Raw genomic sequence first — 25,649 nt, 5'->3', positions numbered from 1 at the left:
GCGGAACTGTCGAATCACCAGGCGGTACACGCGGATTCGCCGATCGTCGTGGGTGGGACTGGAGGAGCGTAGGTGTCATCTGAAGCTAACAAGGCAATCATCCGGCGGGTTTTCGACGAATTCGTCAACCAGGGGGACTTCTCGATCCTGGACGAGATCTACCGGCCCGACATCGTCGATCATCAGCCGCTGCCCGGTGCGCCGGAGGGGCTGGAAGGCGTGAAGTACACCATCGCCGGCCTGCGCGGCGGTTTTCCTGATCTGAAGGTGACGATCGAGGAGATGAGTGCGCACGCCGATCACGTAGTCATCCACAACACCTGGCGTGGTACTCATGACGGCGAATTTCTCGGCCTGGCACCGACCGGCAAGCAGATCAGCTCCAAGGGCGTCGTGGTCTGGCGCCTGCAGGACGGCAAGATCGCCGAACGCTGGGGCATCGGCGTGGATTCGAACATCCTGGCCCAGCTCGGTGTCGGACTGGGCGCGAAGGTGCCACGGCGCGGCCGGGTTCGGTCGATCGATGTGCCGCTGGTGCATACGTGCCCGGTCCTGCCCGGCCGTGTCGGCCGGTGGCGGGAGATCCATGCGGAGCTCGACGCCGACCGCAAGCCCGGCTACGAAGAGTCGCGGCGGGCGGCCGAGATCAGCCGCGAGCTGATGTGGTGCGTGAGTACGCCCCAGGGGGAGATGGCGATCTACCACATCGAGGCACCGGACCCGCGGCGTGCGGCGCTGGCGCTGGCGGAGTCGGCGTCGCCGTTCGATGTGTGGTTGCGTGAGCAGCTTGTCGAGGTCCACGGGTGCGATCCGTGGAAGGACGCCGCGACGGGGCAGGTCGCCGAGCTGGGTCACGGCCGACGGCGCTGATCGCCTGGCCGACGACAACGGCGCCTGTGGAAATCCACAGGCGCCGTTGTCGTCACGGAGTCACTTGCGCGCGACGCCGAGATACAGTGCGGACATATCCGAAACCAGCTTGGCTTTGAGGCTGCCGTCCTTGTTCTGACCGCGGATCGCAATGCCCTTGGGTGCGCCGATGGCCGTGAATCCGGCCGCGTCCAGATACGTATTCATCTCCTCGGGCGTGATGAAATCGGCAAAGTCGTGGGCGCCCTTGGGAACGATGCCGAGCAGGCGCTCGGGCACCCAGATCATCATGACGCGGGAACGGAAGGTCCGGTTGATGGTGTCGAAGAAGAATCGCCCGCCGGGCTTGAGCACCCGGTGGATCTCGCGGACCGCGGCCGCCGGGCTCTGCACGTGTTCGAGCACGTCGACGCAGGTGACCGCGTCGAAAGTGGCGTCGGGGAAGGGGAGCGACTCCGCGGCACCCACGTGGTAATCGATGGCGCGACCGGACTCCGCGGCGTGCTTTTCGGCGGCGTCGATGAGTTTGGCCGACACATCGATGCCGGTGACCTTGGCGCCCCGGTTGTCGAGGAACTCGGTCGTGTAGCCTCCCGCGCAGCCGACATCGAGTACCCGGACGTCCTGCCAGCCCGCCTCCAGATACGGGTCGAAGTAGGCGAATCGTAGTGGATTGAACGACTTGAGTGGGTTCATCATCGAGTCGGTGTCCCACCAGCTGTTCGCCCACGCCGAGAAGAAGTGGTCGTCCTGTTCGAGTCGCTCGGTCATATCGTCTCCTGTCATCGTGCCGGATCGGGGTCGGTGAGGTATCGAAGCGCGTAGGCGACCTGGTCCCGCTCGACAGCTTTGAAGGCGAACCGGTTCCAGGAGAATTTCATGAACGATTCGCGCAAGGCGATCGCCATGGGGTTCTCCCAGGCGCCCATCCGTCCGATTCGCCAGGCCATGCGCTGCAGCGGTGCGGTGCGGCGCATGCGCTCGTGTTCGTAAGCGCGCAGTGCGGTGACGGGATCGGTGGCGTGGGCGAGGTGTTCGCCGAGCACGAGAGCATCCTCGACTGCCTGGCAGGCGCCCTGGCCGATGTTGAAGGTGATCGGGTGCGCGGCGTCGCCGAGCAGGGTTACCCGCCCCTCACCCCAGGTCGTGATGGGCGCGCGGTCGACGACATCGTGTCGCAGGATCGTGTCTTCCGGTGTCGCCGTGAGTAGTTCGGCCACCGGCGCGGGCCAGTCGCGGTGCCGCTCGAGCAGCATGTCCACCACGCCGTCGCCGTCGCGACCGCCAGGGGCGCCGTTGGCCACACTCATCCAGTAGGTTCGGCCGGGCGCGATGTCGTAGTAGGTGAAACGGGTGCCGTGCCCGAACAGCGCGCAGAAGGTGCCGGGGGAGACGACGTCGGGCCCGACCGTCGCGGCGCCGCGCCAGGCGATGTAGCCGGTGTAGCGAGCGGGTTCGGGGCCGGCGAGGGTGCGGCGGACCGCGGAGTGCACGCCGTCGGCGCCGATGAGCAGTTCGCCGCGTTCGGTACTGCCGTCGGCGAATTCGACGGTGACGCCGTCACGGTCGTGCCGGTATCCGGAAACGGTGGCACCCGTGCGGATCTCGGTTCCCTCCGCAGCGGTGCGCAGGATGTGATGCAGATCGGACCGTCCGATGGCGACCGTCGGCTGCCCGTACCGCTCGGCGAACTCGCCGACCGGCCAGTTGCCGAGCAAATCACCGGTGGCGGTACGGAATTGGCAGGACTGCTGGGCAGGAGCGATGTCCCGTACTGCGTCGGCGACGCCGAGCGCGGCCAGGGCGAGCATCCCGTTGCTCCACAGGTGCAGGCCTGCGCCGCCGTCGCGGAGGGTGTCGGCAGTTTCGAAGACAGTGGCCTCGATCCCATGCCTGCGCAGGGCGAGTGCGGTGGACAAGCCGCCGATGCCGCCACCGGCGATCAGGACACGGCGCACAGCTTTGGTCATGTCTCCATCATCGCGACCGCCGCCGGAAGAAAACCTTGACCGGACCCTGAACGGAAATGGACAGTGCGGGTGGCGGGGAGTTTCGGATACAGATCGAGAAGAGATCGCCCGGCTAGAAAAGGCTGGCACGCAACCGAATGTCCTGCCCCGGGAGGAATTGTGAACACCCTCAGTTATGTCTTGGCCACGCTGGCGATCGTCGGCTGTGCCGTCACCTACGGTACCGATACTTTCGCCGCCGTCGTCTGGCGAACATCGCTGCGCCATCTCGACGAGCGGGCGCTGACGCACCTGGTCGGCTACGTCCACTATTACGGCGACCGGCGGCTGCCGATCCCCGGCGGTTTCGGCATGGCCACCGCGGTGCTCAGCGTGATCTGCAGCGCGCTGGCGGGGCGGAGCGCGGCGGCGGTCGCCGGTGGGGTCGCGGTAGTGGCGCTGTCGGTGTGGATGGTGCTCTATCTGCGCATCGCCAAGCCGGTCAACGAGGCATTCAGCACCGCGGCGCTGGCCGGGCTGACCTTGCCGGACGCGCGGGAGCTACAGGCCCGCTGGGACAGCGTGATCAATGTGCGGGTGGGTGTCCAGGTGGTCGCGCTTGTCGGCCTGTGCGCCCAATTGTTCCTGCCCTGAGACAGATCGCGGCCGGCACCCGCCATCGCGAGTGCCGGCCGCGGGTTGCGCAGGCGTCAGGGCCGTTTGCGGATCAGCATGACGCCGTCGCCGATGGTCAGTGTCACCACGTCGACTCTGTCGTCGGCCAGGACATGATCGTTGAATTTCCGGACAGCCATGGTGGATTGGTCGAACGGCGGTTCGGCAACGGTGCCGAACCACAGCACGTTGTCGGCCAGGATTACGCCGCCGGGACTCAAGCGCGGAAGTATTTCCTCGTAGTAATCGATATAGCCGGTCTTGTCCGCGTCGATGAACGCGATATCGAACGAGATCGCGGGGTCCAGCGCCCGGATCGTGTCGATGGCAGGCCCGATTTCGAGCTGGATCCGGTCCGCCACGCCGGCTCGCCGCCAGGCGGTCGTCGCCAGGGCGGTCCATTCGCGATTGATGTCGCAGGTGACGAGCAGCCCGTCCGCGGGGAGGCCGCGGGCGATGCAGAGCCCGGAATAGCCGGTGAACGTGCCGACCTCGAGTGCCCGGCGTGCGCCGCTCAGCTGAGTCAGCAGCGTGAGGAAAGCGCCCTGGTCGGGCCCGACCTGCATGATCGCCGGGCTGCCGAGCCGCTCGGTGTCGGCAACCAGCTGGGCGAGCACGTCGTCGAACAGATTGGTGTGTCCGTTGACGTAGCTCATCAGGCTCTCGGTCATTCGGATGGTCTTCATCGCACGCCTCCGCGGGTGGTCTCGTCGGGCATCCAGTTGCCGTGGAACCCGTTGGGCACGCGGCTGGGCAGGTGGACCGCCGCCACGGTGTCGAGCGTTTGCGCGTCCAGGATCAGCAGGTCGCTGCGGTCGGTCTGCCGGTCGTAGGAGTAGCCGAGCAGTACACCGTCGTCCTCGGCGGCGTCGGGGCCGCGCGGGACGAAGACGAACTCGCTCGCCTGCCGGTCCGTGCCGAGCGACTTCACGAGGCTGGTGTCGCGCCGCAGATCGTGCTTGATCAGCGCACCGGCCGGGCTGCCGCCGCCGAGGGATTCCATGGTGTAGCCGTAGCGGTGCTCGCGGCCGACGAGCCGGTCGTCGATGCGCGGGAACTCCTGGGACCGGTCGTCGAGCCGGGTTTCGCGGACTTTGCCGCTGGTCGGATCGACGGTCCAGCGGTCGAGGGTGGCCGGCCCTTCGTCGGGTCCGTTGGTATCGGTGTGGAACATCTTCGGGTGCCGAACTACGTCGAGCACGACGGTGTCGCCGTCGTCGTAGGCATTGAGCGGATGGAACACATAGCAGGGCTCGACCTCGAACCAGCGGATCTGCTCGGCGGTGCCCTCGCGCGGCAGCAGCCCGACCCGGGCCGGGTGGGCGGGATTCCAGCGCGCAGGCAGCCGGTCGTTGGGACGCATTCGCTTACCGACCATGGCGGTGATCGGGTCGGGCACGCGCACGCGGCCGACCAGCGCCGACAGCAGCAGGGCTGTCGGGTAGCGCAGCGGGCGCGGCACGGTGATGGCGGCCGCGCTGTGCGCATCGAAGGTGACGGGCAGGTCGTAGAGCACGACATACTTTTCGGTGAGGGAGAAGTCGTGCATCATCGGCACGCCGGGGACGGGGATGTCGACTATGCGCCGTGCCCGGCCGGCGGTGTCGAGCACCGAGTACTGCACGATGTCGCCGCGGCCGAAGAAGTGGGTGACCGCGTGCAGTTCGCCGGTGGCGGGATCGCGTTTGGGGTGTGCGGTGTAGCCGCCGGGCAGTGTCCCGTCGAAGTCGCAGGGCCCCACGGTATCCAGGTTCTCGTCGAGTTCGTAGTTGGCCATGCCGCCCTCGATCAGCGCGAGCATCTTGCCACCGTGCGCGATGACATTGGTGTTGGCGCCGAGCAATTCGATGCCGCCGGTGGTGGCGGGGGAGCCGGGCGGGGAGGGGCGCACGCGGCGGTTGCGGTACCACCTGGCTGTGCCGTCGGCGAGCCGGACGCCGTGCACCATGCCGTCGCCCATGAACCAGTGGTAGGTCTGTGGATCGAGCTCGGCGAGGGGGTTGGGGCCGTTGCGGACGTAGCGTCCGTCGAGGAAGGCGGGGATCTCACCGGTGACCGGAAGGTCGGTGGCGGTGAGTTCTTCGGTGACCGGCGCGAAGTTGCCGTCGAGATACTTGTTGCCCATGACGTGCTCCTCGTCGCGATTCAGGACAGGACCGAGCTCAGGTACAGCGACAGCAACGCGATGCCCTGCAAACCGGCTCGCGGGTTGATCACCGAATCCCAGGTCTGTTGCAGCGCCCGCGCGTCCGGCGGGACCTGGTTCGCTTCGGCGGCGGCGGTGAGCCGCGCGTTCACCGGAGCGCTGATCCGGCCGTAGATGCCGAACCACACGATCAGCGCCGCGACGGCGACGAAACCCGCGACGACGGAACCGATTCCACGTCCGGTGAGTGCACCTGTCACCGCGGCGGCGAGTGTGGTGATCAGCCCGATCGCGCCGGGGAACTTCAACCGTTGATCGCCATAGAGGTGGATGTAACCCATTGCGGCGGTGAGTACTCCGTCACCGACGCGGGCCATGGCTGCGCGCTGGACCACCGCGCAGAACACGTCTGTTCCGTAGATCACGGCTACCGCCAGAATCGCGATTCCGGCGAGGACTTGATGTGCCACGACAGCTCCCGTGGGTCGTTGCTGAATGTCCTAGCGATGTTAGATGTTCTAGTTTGGCTATGTCTAGTTGTACCGTTAGTAGAGTTAGCTGCGCTAGCGTTGTGGCATGACGGTGCGTGAGAGACGGGAACGAGAGCGGGCGGGCAGGCATCGGCTGATCGTCGATACGGCCCGCGAGCTGGCCGAGTCGCAGGGCTGGGGAGCGGTGACCGCGCGCAGGCTGGCCGAGGCGATCGAGTACAGCCAGCCGGTGCTCTACAGCCATTTCGCCGGAATGGAGGCCATCGTGCAGGCGGTCGCGCTGCAAGGATTCACCGAGCTGGCGGACACGCTCGCGGGGGTGCGGGCCCGGGGTGGGTCGCCCGGCAGGCAATTGCGCGATATCGCGCACGCCTACGTCGAGTTCGGGGTTTGTCAGCCTGCCCTCTACGACGCGATGTTCGTCCGTGTCACCGAGATCGCCTTCGGAAGTCCGCAGACGCCGGAACCGTTGGTGCGCGCGTTCGCCGAGCTGCGTGGCGTGATCGAAGAGCTACCGGGCGAGCGCGATCCCGAAGTCGATACCGAGGTCTTCTGGAGTGCGGTGCACGGCTTGGTGTCGCTGGCGCGCAGCCGCCGGATCCGCACCGACGAACATGGGCAGCCGCTGGATGTGCTGCTGAACCGGCTCAGCCGGATGTGGGCGCTACGGGGGAGCTGAACAGGCGGGTCAGATCGGCGAGCAGGATCCGGCCGCGTTCTCCGCCGCCCTTGATGCGGCCGTCGAGCACCAGGCCGACCAGCCCGTGCAGGTGGGCCCACAGCAGATCGGCGGCGGCGTCCTCGTCGTGGGCCCACTCGGGCAACCGCGGGCCCCCGGCGGCAGGCCCCGCGGCAACCGCCCTGCGTAACGCCTCGAAACACGCGCGCGCGGGAGCGGGCGCGTCGGCAGTGCCGAACGGCACCTCCGGCAGGGTGTGCATGAGGCGGTAGAGGTGCGGGTCGGCCATGGCGAACTGCCAATACGCCACGGCGGTCGCCGGCAGCAGGCCGCCTTCGCGCTCCTGGATCGCCGGGCACTGGGCGCGATCGAGGTGATGGGCGAGCTCGGTGAATCCGACTTCCACCAGATCCAGCAGCAGTGCGCGCTTGCCGGCGAAGTACTGGTAGACGATCGGCACTGTATAGCCGACGCGGTCGGCGATCGAGCGCATGGTGATGCTGTCGAAGCCGTCGGACTCCGTCGCGATCGAGCGAGCCGCGGTCAGCAGCTCGGCTCGGAGTTGCTCGCGGGCCTCGGCGCGTTCGCAGGCGGTTCCCTTGATCCGTTTTCCTTCTCGGGGCACGTCGCTACTCCTCGGTCATTTTCTAACAAGGGTAGACAATGCTGCGCGGCGCCTCTACAGTCAATTTCTAACGTTGATAGAAATCGACGTACACCTAGTTGAGGAGCACTCCATGCGAGTTCTTGTTACCGGCGTTTCGGGCACCATCGGCAGCGCGGTGGCGCGTGCGCTGCGCGGGCGCGGGCACACCGTCGTCGGTACCGTGACCGCGTCCGATCGCCCGGTGCCCGAGGGCGTCGAGCCGCTCGTCGCCGACCTGTTCGACCCGAGCGCGCTGTCTGCCGCCGCCGCGGATGTCGATGCTGCCGTCCACGCCGCGTCGAGCAATGACGAACGCGCCGGTGAACTGGACGGGATCGTCGTCGAGTCGCTGCTGTCGGCCTTCCAGGGCACCGGCAAGGCGCTGGTCTACACCAGCGGCCTGTGGCTGCACGGCAATACCGGTGACGCCCCGGCGACCGAGATCTCACCGTTCGCGCCGCCGATGGTGGTCTCCTGGCGGCCGGCGGCGGAGCAGGTCCTCGCGGACGGCGCCGCCGAGCGTGGTGTGCGCACCGTGCGCATCCGGCCCGGCCTGGTCTACGGTGGCGGCCGAGGCTACGTGCCGATGCTGCTGAGCCCGCAGGAGGATGCGGACGGCGCCCTGATCCGCCACTTCGGCGACGGCTCCAACCGCTGGTCGGTGGTGCACGCCGACGATCTCGGTGAGCTCTACGCCCTCGCTGTGGAGTCCGCGCCCGCCGGTTCGGTCTACCTGGGCACGAACGAGGATTCGGTGGCGGTCCGCGACGCGGCGAAGGTCGTCGCCGACCGGGTGGGCGCTCGGGTCGAGCACTGGGATCCCACCGAGGCTCAGCAGTACTGGAGCGTCATGGTCGAGGCGTTCATGCTCGACCAGGTCGCCACCTCGGCCAAGGCCCGGACGGACCTCGGCTGGGTGCCGTCGCGGCCGGGTCTGCTCGAGGATCTCGCGGCGAACTGATCCAGGCTCGGAATCCCTCGGAAGACATGCGATGAGCGACAACAGTGGACGGGTCGAGGAATTCGACTACGTCGTGGTCGGGGCAGGGTCGGCAGGCTGTGTGGTGGCGGCCCGGCTCAGCGAGGATCCGCGTGTGCGGGTGGCGCTGATCGAGGCAGGCGGTGCGGATATCGATCCGGGGCTACGGGTGCCGTTGCACTCGGTGCGGCAGTTCGGATCCGCGGGCGATTGGGGTTACCGCACGGTTCCGCAAGCCGGAATGCACGGCCGGGCACTGGACTGGCCTCGGGGCCGGGTGCTCGGCGGCTCGTCGACGATGAACTTCCAGATGTGGGTTCCGGGCTACCCCGCCGATTTCGACGACTGGGTGGCCGCCGCGGGCGAGACGTGGGCGTGGAAGCTCGTCTCGCCCGCGTTGCGCAGGGCCGAGCGGTGGGCGGGGCCGCCCGCGGACGGTTTCACCTTCGGGATGACGGGCCCGCAATGGGTGTCGCCGCCGCGGGATCCCGATCCGAGCACGCTGCGGTTCGTCGAGGCATGTGTCGCCGCCGGTCTCCCCGAAATCATGGGCGGGCTCGGCGATCTCACCGCCGCCGGGTGCGCGATCACGCCGCTCACCCAACGGCATGGGTCCCGGTTCAGCGTCGCCGACGCGTATCTGGCGCCTGCCCGCCACCGGGAGAACCTGGTGGTGTTCACCGATCGGCCCGCACAGCGGGTACGGCTCGATGAGCATCGGCGGGCGGTCGCGGTCGAGCTGGACGGCCGGCTTGTCACCGCTCGTCGCGAGATCGTGCTGTGCGCGGGAACGATCGGGTCACCGCAGCTGCTGATGCGCTCGGGTATCGGCCCGCGCGACCAACTCGAGAGCGCAGGCGTGCGTCCGCTCGTCGACCTGCCGGGTGTCGGTGCCAACCTCCACGATCACGTGATCGTGAATCTGGCCTTCGCCGCAGTCGGGCCGGACCGGTTCGCCGAGGCGGACAGCGCGGAATCACGGCGGTTGTACACCGAGGGGCGGCTCGGCCCGCTGACCTCCAATATCGGTGAGGCGGTTGCCTTTCTCCCGTCGCCCGGTTCACCGTCGCCCGATCTCGAGCTGATCTGGTCGCCGATCGCGTTCGGGGACGAGGGTTTCGTCTCCGGCCGCACCCTCAGCGTGGTGCTGTTGCGACCACACAGTCGCGGGAGCATCACCCTCACCGACGCCGGCTCGGGGAGCGCACCACGGATCGATCCGGGCTACCTGATCGACCCTGCCGACCTGGCAGTCCTGATCCGCGGCTTCCGGGTCGCGCAACGGCTGCTGCGGACCGAGCCGCTGTCCGGTGTGATCGGCGACGCGCTGGGCGAACTGCCGACGACCGACGAGGAGGTCGCCCGTTTCGTCCGGGACACCGCGACGACGATCTTTCATCCGGTGGGCACGTGCCGAATGGGGTTCCAGGCAGATGCCGGTGCAGTGGTCGACCCGGCCCTGCGCGTGCACGCTGTCGACGGGCTGCGCGTTGCCGATGCTTCGGTGATACCGGTTGTCCCCCGCGGGCACACCAATGCTCATGCCGTGCTCATCGGGGAACGGGCGGCCGAGCTGATCTCCTCGCCCGGCGCGCATGGTCGAATTCCGCTACGCGCCGAACGATGAGATCGACCGGCGCGTAGCAGGTTTCACAATCCGACCACGCCGAGCTTGGGCCCGGTCGGTTCGGGGACCGACTGGGCGAAGAGCCGGTGGAGTTTGGGCAGGGTGAAGGCCGAGCCTTCCGGTTCGAGGCCGGGGATCGGGTCGACCAGGTGCACGTCGAGCAGCTCCTCGACGTGTTCCTCGACCTCGACCTCGGACATCTGCAGGGCTTGGGCGACCGACTGCACCGAAAGGCGGTCGCCGGGCAGCTCCGCGAGGTCGCGCAAGAACCGCTGGGTCGCGTGATCCAGACATCGATAGGTACGGCTGATCCGGGCACTCATATTGTGCTGGCCGTCGGTCAGCTCGGTGAGCAGACGGTTGTCGTCGAGCAGGCGATTGAGCAGACGGGAGACGGACCAATGCTGGCGCATCATCAGTCGGCAGCCGACGATCCGCAGCATCAGGGGCGATCCGGCGCAGAGCTCGAGCAGACTCGCGGCCGCGGCAGGTTCGCGATCCATCCGCTGCCCGACCAGGCTGCGCAGCAGAGCTGCCGACTCCCCGGGCGTCATGGCGCCCACCCGGACGACCGGAACTCGATGGGGTACAGCGGGTCTCGCCCGGCAGGTGACGATCACCGCACAGTGCCCGGTGCCGGGGAGCAGGGGCGCAACCTGACTTTCGTCGGCGGCGTTGTCGAGGATGACCAGGGTGCGCGACCCGGCGATTCGGGCCCGGAAAAGTTCCGCGCGTTCGGCCAGGCTGTCCGGGATCTCGGCCCGCGCGACGCCGAGGGCCCGCAGGAATCGTTCGAGCACCGCGGACGGGGCGACCGGGTGGGGGGTGTCGCCTTCCATGTCGATGAACAGCTGACCGGATGGGTAGTGCGGCAGCAGCTGGTAGGCGAGGCGGATCGCGGTGGTGGTCTTGCCGAATCCGGCTGGGCCGTACAGCACGGCCACCGAGGGCATCAGCGGCTTCTCGCCAGGAGTCAACGCGTCGCGGATCGTGGCGATCTGCGTGGCGCGGCCGGTGAAATCCGGCAGGTCGATCGGCAACATCGCGGCGTCATGGAACGGCGTTGCCGCCGTGTGGATTACGGGTGCCGGGTGGTCGTCGACCCGCAGGGAGGTGACGGCAGTGACGGCGCTCGGCTCGCGGGTCCGGCCGCGCAGCACCTCACGATGGGCCGACCGCAGCGCCGCCCCGGGGTCGGCGCCGATCTCGGTGGCCAGGTGCCGGCGGATCTGCTCGAACAGTTGCAGCGCTTCGGCACTGCGCCCGTCGGCGTGCAGCGCGAACATCAGGTGCGTGGCCACCGATTCCGACATCGGACTCTCCACATAGGCCTGGCGCAGCGGGTCGATCACTGTCCGGGGCCTGCCGAGCCGGACCTCGACATCAGCCCACTCCACCAGCGCTTCATGGCGCAGCTGCTGCAGACTGTGCCGCATGGCGTCGGCCCAGCGGCCACCGATGCCCGCCAGAGGTACGCCACGCCACATCGAATTGGCAAGGGCCAGCAGAGAACTGCGCTCAGGGTCGTCCGGCGTCAGCCGTCGGGCGCGGCCGAGCAGCTGGTGGAACCGATGGAGGTCGACACTCTCCGGCGGCGTCTGCAGACAGTAGCCACCGACGACCCGTTTGAGCGTCGGTGCCGTAGCCTCGGCGTTCGCGGTGCCGAGCTTGCGGCGCAGCCGGGCCACGTAGGTGTAGACGAGATTGCGCACCTCGGCGGGCGGTGTATCGCCCCAGACGCGATTCACGAGGACATCGATCGGGACCGGACGATCTCGGTCGATCAGCAGCGCGGAAAGAATGGCACGCTGTTTTGCCGGACCCAGATCGACCACGGTTTCCCCGACATGCAACTCGATCGGGCCGAGAATGCTGAACAACATTATTCCCCCAGGTGGAGATATCGCGCGTAAAATTTACGACAAATGATCTGTGGTTGTGCGATATATCCCCCCGGATAGTGTGGCATTTTTGCAAGCGAATGCGCCGATTCGGTGATCCGGGTCGGCGGTCCCAGCCTACCGGAGGGTGCGGATGTAGGCCGTCTGGGAGTCGGTCGCCCGGTGAGATAAATCCAACACAACGGAAACTGGCCGGTCGGGTCGACATCTGGTACTGCTACGGTGCGTCCGGTATCGCATATGTTCATCGGAAATTAATGGCGCGGAAATGACGGCGGGGGGCCGTGCGGCGATGTCGCGGTCTCGCTCACGGGTGGAATCGTACCAGCGTGAGTTCTTTGCCGAATTGTTGCCCGGCGGATGAATTCCGGCTCGAGGCCGCCTAGCAGAAAAATTCAAGGTCGACCGCCCAGGATCGGTTGCAGTCATGGAACGCGACAGGGGTGAAGCTGATGTTTCTGCACGACGAGATCCGGGATCCTGTCCTGGATCACCTGCCAGAACCACCGCAGGGCCGCGGGTCCGCCGCCCCTGCGCCTGCCTCGATGCGGGTCGCGGTCGAGTCGCTCACCGCGCACCGCATCGCGGCCCTGTCGGCTGCCGATGGTGCCGCCGATCGCCGGCATCGCGACAAAGGCAAGATCGATGCCAGGACCCGGATCGACATGCTGCTCGACAGCGGAAGTTTCACCGAGGTCGGGATGTTCGCCGAACACCGGGCGACCGGTTTCGGTATGGAGGAGTCCCATCCGGCCGGTGACGGCGTGGTCACCGGCTGGGGGACGATCGACGGCCGGACGGTGTTCGTCTTCGCCCATGACGCCCGGATCCGTGGCGGCGCGCTCGGCGCGGTGTACGCCCGCAAGCTGCATCAACTGCTCGACCTGGCGGACGCCGCGGGCGCACCGGTGGTCGGTCTCAACGACGGTGGTGGCGCTCGCATTCAGGAAGGCATCGACGCACTCGCCGGATTCGGCGGTCTTTTTGCTCGGAATGTCCGCGCGTCCGGTGTCGTACCACAACTGAGTGTCGTGCTCGGATCGTGTGCGGGTGGCGCGGTGTATTCGCCGGCGTTGACCGACTTCACCTTCATGGTCGAGGGTATGGCGAATATGTTCATCACCGGTCCGGATGTGGTCCGCGAGGTGACCGGGGAAAGCGTCACTCAGGAAGAACTCGGCGGCGCCCGGCGTCATGCCGAAGGCACCGGTGTCGCCGCATTCGTGGCGCCCGACGAGGAAACGTGTTTCGACGACGTCCGGCAACTGCTCTCCTATTTGCCGTCGAACAACCAGGAAATCCCGCCGGAGTATCCTACGTCGGATCCCGCGGAGCGTCTGTGCACGCAAGTTCTCGATATCGTTCCGGTCGACGGCCGGGTGCCCTATGACATGCGCCGGGTAATCGCCGATATCGTCGACGACGGTGAGTTTCTGGAGGTCCACGAGGGCTGGGCACGCAATATTCTCTGTGTGCTCGCACGGCTGGATGGGAAAGTCGTCGGTATCGTCGGCAATCAGCCGGCGGTACTGGCCGGTGTCCTCGATATCGCGGCCTCGGAGAAAGCCGCGCGTTTCGTGCGGATGTGCGATGCGTTCAATATTCCGCTGGTCACCCTGGTGGATGTGCCAGGCTTCCTCCCCGGCGTCGGCCAGGAGCACGACGCGGTCATCCGCCGTGGGGCGAAACTGCTGTACGCCTATTGCGAGGCGACCGTGCCCCGTATCCAGGTCATCGTTCGCAAGGCGTTCGGTGGTGCCTACATCGTCATGGATTCCAAGTCCATCGGCGCGGATCTGTCCTATGCCTGGCCGACCAATCAGACCGCGGTGATGGGTGCCGAGGCGGCCGCCAACATCATCTTCCGCAAACAGATCGCCGCTGCCGGCGATCCGGAATCGTTGCGCCGGGAACTGATCGATCAGTATCAGGACGAACTGATGAATCCCTTCGTGGCTGCCCGCCGCGGGCACGTCGACGACGTCATCGACCCCGAACAGACTCGATCGGTACTGATCCGGTCGTTGGCGATGCTGGCGAGCAAACGAGCCAACGGGCCCGTTCGCAAACACGGGAATATTCCGCTGTGACAGCGCGGGAGGAAGAGCCCGACCTGCGCATCGTGCGTGGCAATCCCACCGACAGCGAGATCGTGGCGCTGGTCGCGGCGCTGGCACTACTGGCTCCGCCCGCCATCGCCGCCGTGCCGGCCGAGTCCGGCACCGGCGCGTGGCGCGACAGCGGAAGGGCCCCGATCGGCAAGCCACCGGGGGCATGGGCGCCACGGGCCCGGGAGCAGCACCAGCCCCGCGCCAGGCCGCGCAGGGTTGCGGCTGTCGTTCACTGAATCAGGAAGCGAGACAAGACATGACGGTTTCCACAAGGACGGCCCCGCCGCCGCGGCAGACGGTCGATGATCCGATTCTGGCGATGTTCCCCGGTCAGGGTTCCCAACGTGCGGGTATGGCCGCGCACCTGCTCGAACGACACGGGGGCATCGCCGGGCCGATCTTCGCCACCGCGGACGCGGTGGCCGGATTCGGGCTCACCGAGCTGTGCGTGTCCGGCGCCAAGGCCGAATTGACCCGTACCGAGGTGACCCAGCTGGCCGTGGTCGCCACCAGCATCGCTGCCTGGGAAGTACTGCGGGCCAGCGGTTTCCGTCCTGCCGCAGTGGCCGGGCACAGCCTCGGTGAGTTCAGCGCCCTGGTGGCGGCGCAGGTGCTGTCGCTCGAGGCCGCGCTGGCTCTGGTGGCTCGCCGTGGGGAGCTGATGGCCCGCGTGGCACGCAGCAGTGACGGCGGCATGCTGGCGGTGATCGGCCTCGGTCACGAGGTGGTCGAGCGGTTGTGTGCCGAGCGGCGAGTGCCGGGCGTCGCCGAGGTCGCCAACTACAACGATCCTCGGCAGGTCGTGGTGTCGGGTCACCGGGACGCGCTGGCCGAGGTCGCCGAAGCCGCCACCGCTGCCGGCGCGGAGAAGGTCGTGATGCTGGAAGTCGGTGCGCCCTTCCACAGTTCGCTCATGGCCGAGATCGAAGTGGAGTTCGCCGCCGAACTCGCCCGGTATCCGTTCGGGCAGGCCGAGATACCGGTGATCAGCTCGGTCACCGGTACGCGACTCGGCGACGGCGCGCAGGCCAGGCAGGTACTGCGCACGCAGCTCGCCCAGCCGGTGCGCTGGACCGGAGTGCTCGGTACCGCGGGTGAGCTCGGATTCGCCGATTTCGTCGAGATCGGCCCGGGCCGCGTGCTGACGGGCTTCGTCAAGAACACCTTCGAGGGATTTCCGGTGTCGAGTACCGGGGACGATCGCCGCCTCGACGGGGCGATTCGCGCAATCAGGAAAGTGCAGGAGAGGAACCAATCATGACCGAGACCAATGTGGACACCCTCAACGCGGTGCAGGAAGCCGTCGCCGAAGCGGTCGGCATCGATCTGGACGAGGCCGAGCCGGACGCCACCGTGCTGGGCGAACTGGGCGCGGAGTCGATCGACCTGCTCGACATCCTGTTCCGGATCGAGCGCAAGGTCGGGGTGAAGATCCAGGCCTCCGAGATCGCCGAGCTGCTCCAGGGCGAGCTCAGCGACGAGGAATTCGAGGACGCCGACGGCATCATCAGCAGTGCCGGGCTGGCGCAGCTGGCTTCGGTACTGCCGCAGATCGATGTCGCCGAGCTCGCGGGCAAGCTCACCGCGGACCAGGTGATGACCCTGTTCACGGTCCGAAACCTGGCCGAGATGGCCAGTGCGCGTAGCGCATTGGCAGCCGAAGCGAGCTGAGCGGTGTTCAGGGCGCGGGCGCAGGCGGGCTCGAAGATCTTCGTCGGTGTCGACATCACCGATGTCGAGCAGCTCGCCGCGCGCCTGGCCGGGCAGCCCGCGCTGGCCGAGGAGATCTTCAGCGCGCGCGAGCTGGCCTACGTCGCCGGGCGCAAGCGCAGAGCCGAGCATCTGGCCGCCCGGTTCGCCGCCAAGGAAGCGGTGTTCAAGGCACTGGGCGCGGGCATGCGCTGGCGCGACGTCGAAGTCGTCAACAGCGCGAGCGGCAAACCGCGGCTGCACCTCTCGGGTGTCGCGGCCGCGGCCGCGGCGCGGCACCGGATCGGCGACATGGATATCTCGCTGTCGCACAACGGTGGAATGGCCATCGCTTTCGTCGTCCTCACCGCCGCGGACGCCGACAGTACTGAACTCGACACCGCCGCTGCGGCGGAGGAGGTAACGGCATGACTTTCGACGGTCGGATCGCACTGGTGACCGGCGGTTCCCGCGGTATCGGACGTGCCACCGCCCGGCTGCTCGCGGCCCGCGGTGCCGCGGTCGCGGTCAACTATCGCGCGGACGAGGAGGCGGCGAAGTCCGTGGTCGCCGAGATCGCCGAAGCAGGCGGCACCGCGATCGCGATCGGCGCCGACGTGTCGGACCCGAGCCAGGCGCACAGCCTGGTCGCACGGACCGTCGCCGAACTGGGCGGGCTGCACATTCTGGTCAACAATGCCGGAATCGCCCGCGATGGACTGATTTACGACATGGAGCCGGCCGACTGGCTGGCGGTGATGCAGGTCAATTTCGGCGGGGTGTTCAACAGCACGAAGGCGGTGCTGGATCAGTTCATGTCCCAGCGGGACGGCGTGATTGTGAATGTGTCGTCGGTGATGGCCGAACGAGGCTGGATCGGGCAGTCGAACTACTCCGCATCCAAGGGCGCGATCAATGCCTTCACCTACTGCAGTGCCGTCGAACTCGCCCGCTTCGGAATCCGGGTGAACGCGGTGCTGCCGGGTTTCTCGCCGACCGACCTGATCGGCGGTCTGCTCGAGGTCGGCGGTGGCAAGAAGCTCGAGCGGCAGATTCCGCTGCGCGCTCTCGCCGAGGTCGAGCAGATAGCCGAGGCCATCGCGTTTCTGGCGGGACCGGGCTCGGCCTACATGACCGGTGAAGTGATGCGGGTCGACGGCGGATTCGGCGCCCAGCTGGGCACCGGGCGGATGAGTTGATCCGGAAAGAGAAGCAGATGCGATTTCACCTGATAGACAGAATCGATTCCTGGGAGGCCGGGCGGAGCGCGACCGGCCGGAAACTGACATCCGCCGCCGAGACCTACTGGGTGAGTGCGGTTTCCGGCGCGCGGATCATGCCGCCGGGGCTCGTCCTGGAGGTCGCGTGTCAGACCGCGAGCTGGTTGTTGTTGCTCGGCAGTGATTTCCGGCAGCGCGCCGCGCTGCTGTCGGTCGACGAGGTATGTCATCTCGCTGCCGTAGTGCCCGGTGACGAGCTCGTCGTCGAGGTCCGGGTCGCCGCGCTCACCGGCGAGGCCGCGGTGATCGATGCGACCGTTCGGGTCGAGGGCGACCCGGTTCTCACCGCGGCGGGCATCATGTGCGCGCTGCTGGCCGCCGAGAATCTCGACGACCCGGCCGCCACCGCGCGGATGGGCCGGACACTGTGCCGGAAGGAACTGGTCGCATGAGGCGGGTCGTCGTCACGGGTATCGGCGCGGTGACCCCGCTGGGCAACGACGCGGAGACCACCTGGCACAGCCTGGCCGCGGGCCGCAGTGGAGTCGGGGCGCTGTCCACGTTCGACGTGTCCGGCTTCCCCGTGCGGATCGCGGGCCAGGTGCGTGATTTCGTGCCCGCTCGGGATCTGCCACCCGGCACACGGTGGCGGCATCTGTCCCGAGCGGGCGGGTTCGGTGTCGCCGCGGCGGCGCAGGCCATCGCCGCGGCGGGTCTCGGTGACGGTGCGCCACCGGCCCACCGCCGTGGTGTGGCGATGGGTGCGAGCGTGGGGCGGCCGGATCTGCAGCTGCTGGTCGACATCGGCCACGAGCGGGCTACCACCGGCAATCGCGGCGCATTCCAGCGGCAGTCGCCGAGTGCCACGCTGCAGGGCAACCAGAACCTCCCGGTCGCGGTGATGGCGCGGCTGCTCGAGGCGACCGGCCCGGTGGCCGGCGTCAGCACGGCGTGTTCGGGCTCGGGGCACGCTATCGGGGAGGCCTACCGCTTCATCCAGGAGGGCGATGCCGACCTGATGCTGGCCGGCGGTTACGACTCGCTGACCACCTGGCTCGACGCCCTGGGGTTCAGTCTGCTCGGTGCACTCGCCACCGAGTACAACGAGGATCCGCAGCGCGCCTCCCGCCCGTTCGACAGCAGCCGTTCGGGTTTCGTGCTCGGCGAAGGCGCGGTGGTGTTCGCGTTGGAGGAGCACGAGTCGGCGGTGCGGCGCGGGGCGCCGATCCTGGCCGAGGTGCTCGGTTACTCCTCCACGCTCAACGCCTGGCGCATCACCGATTCACCACCCGACGGCACCGGCGCGGTCGAGGCCGTCGAAGGTGCGATCGCCGAGTCGGGCCTCGGCGTCGAAGGCATCGATTACGTTGTCGCGCACGGCACAAGCACTCCGGGCAACGACGAATCCGAGACCGTGGCGCTGAAGAAGGTATTCGGTGAGCATGCGTCCCGGCTGCTGGTGAGTTCGCCGAAATCGATGGCAGGGCACCTCACCGCAGCAGGCGCGGGTCTGAACGTGCTCGCCGCGATCGGCGCGATCCGGCACGCACTGGTGCCGCCGACGATCAATCTGGCGACGCCGGGCCGTGGCCTCGACCTCGACTACGTCCCGGGTGCGGCCAGGCCGGCGACCGTGCGGGCGGCCCTGATCAATGCCTTCGCCTTCGGTGGCACGAACACCGCCCTGGTGATCGGAGCCCACGATGAGTGAACCGCAGGTCCTCCTGGATCGGGTGTTCGAGGTGGAGGCGGGTGTGCGTGGCAGTGCCCTGTCCAACGTGCCCGCGACACTGCCGGTGTTCGATTCGCATTTCCCGCGCTTCCCGGTGCTGCCCGGAGTGCTGCTGCTCGAACGGATGGCCGCCCTGGCTGTCCTGGTCGCGCCGTCGCACCTGAACCGGCAGCAATCGATTCTCGGAGCCAGGTTCCGTCGCTATGTCGAACCCGGCGACCAGATACGCCTCACCGTCGAGGCGACCGCGGTGACCGCGGACTACTTCGAGTGTCGCGCCGTTGCCGAAGTCGACGGACGCACAGTGGCCACGGTGCGCACGCTGCGCCTGGAACAGGACAGGGGGACTCGATGAGCGAGCAACGACGAGTGGTGGTCACCGGCATCGGACTGCTCACCGCGCTCGGCGCGGACGCCGCCACCACCTGGGACGGGCTGCTGGCCGGGCGTTCCGGGATCGGACTGATCAATGCCTATGACCCGGCGCCCCTGCGTACCCGGCTCGGCGCGGAGATCACCGGCTTCGATCCGGCGCAGTTCGCCTCGCGCAAGTCACTGCGCATGCTCAATCGCGGTGACCAGCTCGGTGTCGCCGGCGCGACGCTGGCACTGCAGGACGCGGGACTGGACACCCGGTCCGGTCTCGGCCCGCGGGCCGGGCTCTATCTCGGTGGCAACAAGGAGATCTCGCGCCTGGACGATCTCATCGAGAGCATCGTCCGGATCCGGCGCCCGGACGGCAGTCTCGACATGCATCGCCTCGGCGCCGAGGGTGCCTCGATCATGGCGCCGCTGTTCTTCGTCGAGGGACTGCAGCCGGCCGCGGTGTTCCACGTTTCCCAGAAGTTCGGCATCCGCGGCCCGAACTCGTTCTACGCGGGCACCGCCGACAGCGGGGCCACCGCGATCGGGCGGGCGATGCGTGCCATCCGGCGCGGCGAGGCGGACCTGGCGGTGGCAGGCGGATACGACGACGCCACCAACTGGTGGCCGATGTCCAAACTCGACGGTGTCGGCGTGCTCGCCACCGACAACGACCGTGGTGCGGCCGCGTTCCGGCCGTTCGACGCCGAGCGTTCGGGTTCGGTCCTCGGTGAAGGCGCGGCGCTGCTGGTGCTCGAGGAGCGTGGTGCGGCCGAGGCGCGGGGCGCCCGAATCTACGCCGAGATCACCGGTTTCGGCTCCGGCAACGAATGCCACGAGCCGCCTGCGCCGCACCCGCAGGGCCGGGGGCTGGCCCAGGCGATCGAGATGTCGCTGCGCGACGCCCGGGTCGGCACGGACGCGGTCTCGTATGTGGCGGCGCACGGCTGCGCCACCGTCGACGGTGACGTCAGTGAGACGCGGGCATTGCACGCCGCACTGGGTCCGCATGCCGGGAATGTGCCGGTGAGCAGCGTCAAGCCGCAGATCGGCCATCTGGTCGGCGGGGCAGGAGCGGCCAATGCCGCGGTGGTCGCACTCGCGCTGTACCACAGCGTGATTCCCTCGACCGCCAACCTGGATCGGCCCGACCCCCTGTGCGACCTGGATTACGTGCCGGGCAGTCCCCGGCAGGCAGAGCTGACCACCGCGCTCGCGCTGGCCAGAGGTTTCGAAGGCCAGGCGGTCTCGCTGGCCATGGCGAAGGCGAGGTGAGATCGGGATGCGAACTCTCCCGAGAATCGTGGTGAGCGGGGTCGGTGCGGTGACCGCGCAGGGCCCCGGTGCCGAGGCGATGTGGAAGGGCTTCCTCGCGGGCAATGTCGCGATCGGCGCGGTCGAGAGCTTGGACATGTCCGGGTTCGGCACCACCGTGGGCGGTGAGGTCACCTCATGGCGGGCCGACCGGGATACGTCGGTGGCGTCGGACGTGGACCCGGTGATCGAATTCGCCCTCGCCGCGGCGAGGGAGGCCATCGAACACGCCGGTCTGTCGGCGACGCCGGACGCCGGCGAGCCGGGCATCGACCGGTCCCGCTGGGGCGTGTCAGTCGGCACCTGCAACGGCGGCCTGCGCAGCCTGGAACACGCTTGGCGTGCCGAGCGCGACGGCGAGCAGCCGCACTGGCAGCAGTATCTGATGATCCAGCCGCAGACCATCGCCGAAGCCCTGAGCGGAGCATTCGGCCTGCGGGGCCCGGTGTTGTCGGTCAACACCGCCTGCGCCGCGGGCGCGCACGCCCTGGCACACGCGGTCGAGATGATCCGGGCAGGCCGGGCCGACGCGATGCTGGTCGGCGGCAGCGATGCCTTCAACGAGACAGTGTTCGCCGGCTTTTACAGCCTGGAGTCGCTGTCGCCGGTGCCCGCGGCGCCCTATTCCAAGGACCGGCAAGGGCTTTCGCTCGGCGAGGGCAGCGGCATGCTGCTGTTGCTGGAGCATTCGGTGGCACTCGCGCTGGGCACGCCGGTCCTCGCCGAGGTGCTCGGGTACGGGCTGTCCGCCGACGGCTATCACCCAACCGCGCCGCATCCGGAAGGCGAAGGCGCCGCCCGCGCGTTGACCGCGGCATTCGCCGCCACCGGCATCAGCCCGGCCGAGGTCGGCTACGTCAACGGGCACGGTACCGGCACCCCGAAGAACGACTCGGCGGAGAGCAACGCGGTGCGCCGCGCGTTCGGGCCCGCGCAGGACCGGATCGCCTTGAGCAGCGTCAAATCGATGGTCGGACATCTGCTCGGTGCCGCGGGCGCGGTCGAGGGCATCGCCACGGTGCTCGCGCTGCGGGACCAGATCGCGCCGCCCACCGCGGGATTCACCGAACCCGACCCCAAGTGCGGGTTGGATGCGGTCCCCAATGTCGCGCGGCCGATGGCGATGGACATCGCGATGTCGAACAACTTCGCCTTCGCCGGGGCGAACGCCACCGTGATGTTCGGGCGGGCGGGCCATGATGCCGGACGGCGCGCACCGCAGACGGCCGAGCGGGTCGTCGTCACCGGGATCGGGGTGATCACGCCGAGCGGCACCGCACCGTCGGAACTGGCACACGCCTATCACGCCGGCCTGCGGCCACCGCTGTCCGGTGATGAATTCCCCTTCGCGCCGGTCGAATTCGACCCATCTCCCTACCTGACGCCGAAGCAGCGCCGCCGGATGGACCGGCTCGGCATCTTCGCGGTCGCCGCGAGCCGGATGGCCCTCGACGACGCCGGGCTCGATCTGTCGGCCCAGGATCGCGACCGCATCGGAGTGATCCTCGGTACCGGCCTCGGTCCGGTGGAGAGCCTCGAGCGCTTCACGATTCCGGTCCTGGAATCCGGTGCGGCAGCGGCCAACCCGGCGATCTTCCCGAACACCGTGTACAACGCCGCGGCGGGCCAGGTGTCGATGCTGCTCGGTGTCCGCGGCCCGACCTCCACGCTCACTTCCGCCCATGCCGCGGGTGCCACCGCGCTCGGAGTCGCCTACGACCTGCTGCGCGGCGGGGTCGCCGACGCGCTGCTGTGCCCGGCGGTGGACGCCCTGGCACCGTTCGCGCTCCAGGCCTACCAGCGCATTCCGCTGTTCGATGCCCAGCACCGCGGCGGGGCAATCCTCGCCGAGGGCGCGATCACCCTGCTCCTGGAGCGCGAGTCGTTCGCACGTGCCAGGGGCGCGCGGGTGCTCGCCGAACTCGCTGGTTACGGCAATGCCTCGGACGCACGCGGAGTGGGTGCCTGGGATCGCGAGGGTGCGGGCATCGAGCGGGCCATGCGGGCGGCCCTGGCCGAGGCGGGGCTTGGGCCCGCCGACCTCGGCGCGGTCTGGGCCAATGCCGCGGGTATCAGCTCGGTCGACGAACCCGAGGCCGCCGCCCTGGCCAGGGTGCTCGACGGCACCGGCGCTCGGTGCGAACGACCCAGAACAGTCCTGGGCGAACCGGTCGGCGCGGGCGCCCATCTCTCGGCCGCCCTTGCCCTGAGCGAGCAGGCATCCCTGACCGCTCCCGTTCTCGTCAACAGCTCATCGCTGGGCGGAACCCACCTCTCCCTGGTGTTCGTCCCGGAAACGGAGTAATCACCGCCATGACCATCGACCGCAATGTCACCATCCTGGGTACCGGCTCCTTCCTGCCCGGCGCCCCGATCAGCAACGACGACCTGGAGAAGCTGGTCGGTCCGCTGCCCGCCGACGTGCTCGCCGGACTCCAGGTGCAACACCGGCACTGGATGATCGATCCCGCTGCCGGCGACCATCACATCAGCAACAGCCGGATGGCCGAGGCCGCCGCCCGCCGCGCGCTCGAACAGGCGGGTGTGAGCCCCGAGGAAGTGGACCTCATCGTCGTATCCACGGCGAGCCCGGAGTTCCATCTACCCACCGCGGGCAGCTACGTGCAGGAACATCTCGGGCTCGAGCGCTGCGCCGTCATCGAGGTGCGGGCCGGCTGCGTCGGCGCCGTGCAGGCGCTCGACATCGCCTTCCGTCAGCTCGCCGACGGCACCCACACCACCGCGCTGGTCATCGGCACCGAGGCGATCTCGCCGATCCTGGCGCCGAGCTTCCTCGGCCGCGACCCCGACATGGTCCGGATGCGTGACCGCCTCACGCTGTACAACTTCGGCGACGGCGCCGCGGCCGTCGTGCTGCGCGGCGGTGGCGACGCCGAGGGCGCGACCCGCTATGGCTATGTCAACGCGTGCATGGGTGGCCGTCGCGCACCGGGTATGCGGGTGGTCGGCGGCGGCACCGACCGGCCGATCCACGAACAGCTGCAACGCAAGCGGCTCATGGAGATCACGCTCGACGCCTCCGGTGTCGCGAAGTACGGTCCGCAGATCTTCGTCACCGCCCTGCGTGAACTGCTGGACAAGTCTGGGCTTCGCCTCGACGACGTCGACGCGGTGGTGCTGCCCGAAGGCAACGCCGACTACTTCAGCCGCGAGTTCGAGGAGGCGGGTCTTTCCCACGCCGACTTCGACAGCCTGCAAGCCAAGATCGTGGAGAACCTCGCCGACGTCGGCGCGACCGGTTCGCCCGCCGTCCTGCTGGCGCTCGACGCCGGCCTGGCCGACGGCCGGATCCGGCCCGGCCACACCGTGGTGCTGTTGGCGATCGAGGCCAGCCGTTACGTGTTCACCGGCATGGCCGTGCGCTGGCCGGCCGAGATCAGATAGGAAATCCGATGTCCCTTCAGAATCCGTCCCGGCGGTTGTTCACCAGTGAATCGGTCACCGAGGGCCACCCGGACAAGATCTGCGACGCGATCAGCGATTCGATCCTCGACGCGCTGCTGGCCGCCGACCCGACGTCCAGGGTCGCGGTGGAGACCCTGGTAACCACCGGCCAGGTACACGTGGCCGGCGAGGTCACCACGACCGCGGTACCCGACATCCCCGCCATCGTGCGCGAGAAGATCGTCGAGATCGGCTACGACAACTCGGCGAAGGGGTTCGACGGTCACAGCTGTGGCATCAACATCGCGATCGGCGCCCAATCGCCCGACATCGCACAGGGCGTCGAGCATGCCTACGAGGCCAGGGTCGACGGACACGGTGACCCGGTCGACCAGCAGGGCGCCGGTGACCAAGGGCTGATGTTCGGCTACGCCAATTCCGACACCCCGGAATATATGCCGCTGCCGATCGCCTTGGCGCACAAGCTCTCCCGGCGCCTGGCCGAGGTTCGCAAGACCGGCGTGCTGCCCTACCTGCGTCCTGACGGCAAGACTCAGGTGACCATCGAATACGCCCGTGACACTCCGGTCCGCGTCGACACGATCGTGCTCTCCACCCAACATGCGCCCGACATCGACCTGGACGATCTGCTCGCACCGGACCTGCGTACCTATGTTCTCGATCCGGTGCTGGATGAGCTGCCTGGGCGGATCGACGCCGACGATGTGCGCCTGCTGGTGAATCCGACCGGAACATTCGTGGTCGGCGGGCCGATGGGCGACGCGGGCCTGACCGGCCGCAAGATCATTGTCGACACGTACGGCGGAATGGCTCGGCACGGCGGCGGCGCGTTCTCCGGCAAAGATCCCTCCAAGGTCGACCGCAGCGCTGCCTACGCCCTGCGGTGGGTGGCCAAGAACGCGGTCGCCGCCGGTTTGGCCGAACGGATCGAAGTGCAGGTCGCCTACGCCATCGGAAAGGCCGCTCCGGTAGGGCTTTTCGTCGAGACGTTCGGCACCGAGAACTACGACCCGGCCGAGATCCAGGCCGCGATCAGCTCCGTGTTCGATCTCCGTCCGGCCGCGATCATTCGTGATCTCGGCCTGTCCCGCCCGTTGTACGCGCAGACCGCGGCCTACGGGCACTTCGGCCGCACCGACATCGACCTGCCCTGGGAGCGGTGCGACCGCGTCGCCGAGTTGCAGGCGGTACTCGGCCGACACGTTCCTGTCTCTGCTTGACGAAATCGAGGGATCGACAATGACCGCCGTTCTCACACCTGTGCCGCCTGTCGCCGATCAGCGCAACGGCATCGATTACAAGGTGGCAAATCTCTCGCTGGCCGAATTCGGCCGCAAGGAGATCCGCCTGGCCGAGCACGAGATGCCCGGCCTGATGGCTCTGCGCCGCGAATACCACGATGTGCAGCCCCTCAAAGGCGCGCGCATCTCCGGATCGCTGCATATGACGGTGCAGACCGCCGTCCTGATCGAAACCCTCGTCGCTCTCGGCGCGCAGGTGCGCTGGGCTTCGTGCAACATCTTCTCCACCCAGGACCACGCGGCCGCCGCGATCGTCGTCGGACCCCACGGCACCGTCGACGAGCCCCAGGGCACCCCGGTGTTCGCGTGGAAGGGTGAGACGCTCGAGGAGTACTGGTGGGCGGCCGAGCAGATGCTCACCTGGCCGAACGAGCCGGCCAACATGATCCTCGACGACGGTGGTGACGCGACCATGCTCGTGCTGCGTGGTGCGCAGTTCGAGAAGGCCGGTGTCGTCCCGCCCGAGGACACCGATCACTCGGCCGAGTACAAGGTGTTTTTGAACCTGTTGCGGGAGCGCCTCGAGGTCG

Annotated in this window: 26 protein-coding genes; 19 read left to right on the top strand and 7 right to left on the bottom strand. The window is 68.2% G+C overall.

Translation table 11 applies throughout. The features are described 5' to 3' along the window. The first annotated feature begins 72 nt into the window (after nt 1–72). Nucleotides 73–870 (top strand): ester cyclase, encoded by a 798-nt coding sequence (locus tag ACFVAV_RS08210; protein ID WP_379031952.1) that lies wholly within the window; start codon nt 73–75, stop codon nt 868–870. A gap of 60 nt (nt 871–930) precedes the next feature. Here the strand turns inward: ACFVAV_RS08210 and ubiG are convergent, their stop codons facing one another. Both ubiG and ACFVAV_RS08200 read right to left on the bottom strand, forming a co-directional pair. Continuing rightward, on the bottom strand, nt 931–1,641 hold the full coding sequence (gene ubiG, locus ACFVAV_RS08205) for a bifunctional 2-polyprenyl-6-hydroxyphenol methylase/3-demethylubiquinol 3-O-methyltransferase UbiG (protein WP_379031949.1): 711 nt from the start codon (nt 1,639–1,641) through the stop codon (nt 931–933). An 11-nt stretch (nt 1,642–1,652) separates the two neighbouring features. Continuing rightward, entirely contained in the window at nt 1,653–2,840 is a 1,188-nt protein-coding gene (locus ACFVAV_RS08200) for an FAD-dependent monooxygenase (protein ID WP_379031946.1), read from the bottom strand. Between the two features lie 159 nt (nt 2,841–2,999). On the opposite strand from ACFVAV_RS08200, the gene ACFVAV_RS08195 reads away from it, so the two are divergent. Further along, nucleotides 3,000–3,473 (top strand): DUF1772 domain-containing protein, encoded by a 474-nt coding sequence (locus ACFVAV_RS08195; RefSeq protein ID WP_379031943.1) that lies wholly within the window; start codon nt 3,000–3,002, stop codon nt 3,471–3,473. Nucleotides 3,474–3,529: 56 nt separating this feature from the next. Here ACFVAV_RS08195 and ACFVAV_RS08190 read toward each other — a convergent pair whose 3' ends face one another. The 3 genes from ACFVAV_RS08190 to ACFVAV_RS08180 are packed head-to-tail and all read right to left on the bottom strand — an operon-like array spanning nt 3,530 to nt 6,110. After that, a complete protein-coding gene (locus tag ACFVAV_RS08190; RefSeq protein ID WP_379031940.1) occupies nt 3,530–4,180 on the bottom strand; it encodes an O-methyltransferase in 651 nt (216 codons plus the stop codon). Further along, on the bottom strand, nt 4,177–5,619 hold the full coding sequence (locus tag ACFVAV_RS08185) for a carotenoid oxygenase family protein (protein ID WP_379031938.1): 1,443 nt from the start codon (nt 5,617–5,619) through the stop codon (nt 4,177–4,179). Before ACFVAV_RS08185 ends, ACFVAV_RS08190 begins: the two co-directional genes overlap by 4 nt. 20 nt (nt 5,620–5,639) lie before the next feature. Next, nucleotides 5,640–6,110, bottom strand: coding sequence for a DUF1772 domain-containing protein (locus tag ACFVAV_RS08180; RefSeq protein WP_379031935.1), 471 nt, complete (start codon nt 6,108–6,110; stop codon nt 5,640–5,642). 106 nt (nt 6,111–6,216) lie between these two features. Between ACFVAV_RS08180 and ACFVAV_RS08175 the strand changes: the two genes are divergently transcribed. Then, the gene (locus ACFVAV_RS08175) at nt 6,217–6,810 is read left to right on the top strand and encodes a TetR/AcrR family transcriptional regulator (protein ID WP_379031932.1); all 594 of its coding nucleotides are present in this window, start codon (nt 6,217–6,219) and stop codon (nt 6,808–6,810) included. Here the strand turns inward: ACFVAV_RS08175 and ACFVAV_RS08170 are convergent. Further along, complete coding sequence (locus ACFVAV_RS08170; protein WP_379031929.1) at nt 6,779–7,435, bottom strand: TetR/AcrR family transcriptional regulator; 657 nt, start codon at nt 7,433–7,435, stop codon at nt 6,779–6,781. The two genes, ACFVAV_RS08175 and ACFVAV_RS08170, sit on opposite strands and share 32 nt — an antisense overlap. Before the next feature lie 112 nt (nt 7,436–7,547). On the opposite strand from ACFVAV_RS08170, the gene ACFVAV_RS08165 reads away from it, so the two are divergent. Both ACFVAV_RS08165 and ACFVAV_RS08160 read left to right on the top strand, forming a co-directional pair. Next, nucleotides 7,548–8,417 carry an NAD-dependent epimerase/dehydratase family protein gene (locus ACFVAV_RS08165; protein ID WP_379031927.1) on the top strand — a complete coding sequence of 290 codons (870 nt, stop codon included), beginning with the start codon at nt 7,548–7,550 and terminating at the stop codon, nt 8,415–8,417. A 31-nt stretch (nt 8,418–8,448) separates the two neighbouring features. After that, on the top strand, nt 8,449–10,062 hold the full coding sequence (locus ACFVAV_RS08160) for a GMC family oxidoreductase (RefSeq protein ID WP_379031924.1): 1,614 nt from the start codon (nt 8,449–8,451) through the stop codon (nt 10,060–10,062). Between the two features lie 23 nt (nt 10,063–10,085). Here ACFVAV_RS08160 and ACFVAV_RS08155 read toward each other — a convergent pair whose 3' ends face one another. Next, nucleotides 10,086–11,945, bottom strand: coding sequence for a BTAD domain-containing putative transcriptional regulator (locus ACFVAV_RS08155; RefSeq protein ID WP_379031921.1), 1,860 nt, complete (start codon nt 11,943–11,945; stop codon nt 10,086–10,088). A 563-nt stretch (nt 11,946–12,508) separates the two neighbouring features. On the opposite strand from ACFVAV_RS08155, the gene ACFVAV_RS08150 reads away from it, so the two are divergent. The 14 genes from ACFVAV_RS08150 to ACFVAV_RS08085 all read left to right on the top strand — a co-directional run. Next, nucleotides 12,509–14,053: an acyl-CoA carboxylase subunit beta gene (locus tag ACFVAV_RS08150; protein ID WP_379033516.1), complete on the top strand. Its 1,545-nt coding sequence runs from the start codon at nt 12,509–12,511 to the stop codon at nt 14,051–14,053. Beyond that, nucleotides 14,050–14,310, top strand: coding sequence for an acyl-CoA carboxylase epsilon subunit (locus ACFVAV_RS08145; RefSeq protein ID WP_379031918.1), 261 nt, complete (start codon nt 14,050–14,052; stop codon nt 14,308–14,310). The genes ACFVAV_RS08150 and ACFVAV_RS08145 overlap by 4 nt, the downstream gene beginning before the upstream one ends. Nucleotides 14,311–14,330: 20 nt before the next feature. Next, on the top strand, nt 14,331–15,335 hold the full coding sequence (gene fabD / locus ACFVAV_RS08140) for an ACP S-malonyltransferase (protein WP_379031916.1): 1,005 nt from the start codon (nt 14,331–14,333) through the stop codon (nt 15,333–15,335). After that, nucleotides 15,332–15,745, top strand: coding sequence for an acyl carrier protein (locus ACFVAV_RS08135; protein WP_379031914.1), 414 nt, complete (start codon nt 15,332–15,334; stop codon nt 15,743–15,745). Before fabD ends, ACFVAV_RS08135 begins: the two co-directional genes overlap by 4 nt. Nucleotides 15,746–15,748: 3 nt before the next feature. Continuing rightward, nucleotides 15,749–16,195 carry a holo-ACP synthase gene (gene acpS / locus ACFVAV_RS08130; protein ID WP_379031911.1) on the top strand — a complete coding sequence of 149 codons (447 nt, stop codon included), beginning with the start codon at nt 15,749–15,751 and terminating at the stop codon, nt 16,193–16,195. Beyond that, nucleotides 16,192–16,962: an SDR family NAD(P)-dependent oxidoreductase gene (locus ACFVAV_RS08125; RefSeq protein ID WP_379031909.1), complete on the top strand. Its 771-nt coding sequence runs from the start codon at nt 16,192–16,194 to the stop codon at nt 16,960–16,962. Before acpS ends, ACFVAV_RS08125 begins: the two co-directional genes overlap by 4 nt. A gap of 17 nt (nt 16,963–16,979) precedes the next feature. Beyond that, nucleotides 16,980–17,435: a hotdog domain-containing protein gene (locus tag ACFVAV_RS08120; RefSeq protein WP_379031907.1), complete on the top strand. Its 456-nt coding sequence runs from the start codon at nt 16,980–16,982 to the stop codon at nt 17,433–17,435. Next, entirely contained in the window at nt 17,432–18,694 is a 1,263-nt protein-coding gene (locus tag ACFVAV_RS08115; RefSeq protein ID WP_379031905.1) for a beta-ketoacyl-[acyl-carrier-protein] synthase family protein, read from the top strand. Before ACFVAV_RS08120 ends, ACFVAV_RS08115 begins: the two co-directional genes overlap by 4 nt. Then, nucleotides 18,687–19,070, top strand: a complete 384-nt coding sequence (locus ACFVAV_RS08110) for a 3-hydroxyacyl-ACP dehydratase FabZ family protein (RefSeq protein WP_379031903.1) — start codon at nt 18,687–18,689, stop codon at nt 19,068–19,070. The genes ACFVAV_RS08115 and ACFVAV_RS08110 overlap by 8 nt, the downstream gene beginning before the upstream one ends. Further along, nucleotides 19,067–20,353 (top strand): beta-ketoacyl-[acyl-carrier-protein] synthase family protein, encoded by a 1,287-nt coding sequence (locus tag ACFVAV_RS08105; RefSeq protein ID WP_379031901.1) that lies wholly within the window; start codon nt 19,067–19,069, stop codon nt 20,351–20,353. The genes ACFVAV_RS08110 and ACFVAV_RS08105 overlap by 4 nt, the downstream gene beginning before the upstream one ends. Before the next feature lie 7 nt (nt 20,354–20,360). Then, a complete protein-coding gene (locus ACFVAV_RS08100; protein ID WP_379031898.1) occupies nt 20,361–22,697 on the top strand; it encodes a beta-ketoacyl-[acyl-carrier-protein] synthase family protein in 2,337 nt (778 codons plus the stop codon). An 8-nt stretch (nt 22,698–22,705) separates the two neighbouring features. Next, on the top strand, nt 22,706–23,797 hold the full coding sequence (locus ACFVAV_RS08095; RefSeq protein WP_379031895.1) for a 3-oxoacyl-ACP synthase III family protein: 1,092 nt from the start codon (nt 22,706–22,708) through the stop codon (nt 23,795–23,797). 8 nt (nt 23,798–23,805) lie between these two features. Then, nucleotides 23,806–25,038 carry a methionine adenosyltransferase gene (gene metK / locus ACFVAV_RS08090; protein ID WP_379031892.1) on the top strand — a complete coding sequence of 411 codons (1,233 nt, stop codon included), beginning with the start codon at nt 23,806–23,808 and terminating at the stop codon, nt 25,036–25,038. A gap of 19 nt (nt 25,039–25,057) precedes the next feature. Beyond that, nucleotides 25,058–25,649 (top strand): adenosylhomocysteinase (locus ACFVAV_RS08085; protein ID WP_379031890.1); only part of this gene is annotated, 592 nt, incomplete at its 3' end.

This window comes from Nocardia sp. NPDC057663 (assembly GCF_042799895.1).
In the GTDB taxonomy this organism is placed as follows: Bacteria; Actinomycetota; Actinomycetes; order Mycobacteriales; family Mycobacteriaceae; genus Nocardia.
The sequence above is the reverse complement of the archived record's forward strand: the minus strand, read 5'-3'. Positions and strand labels throughout refer to the sequence as shown.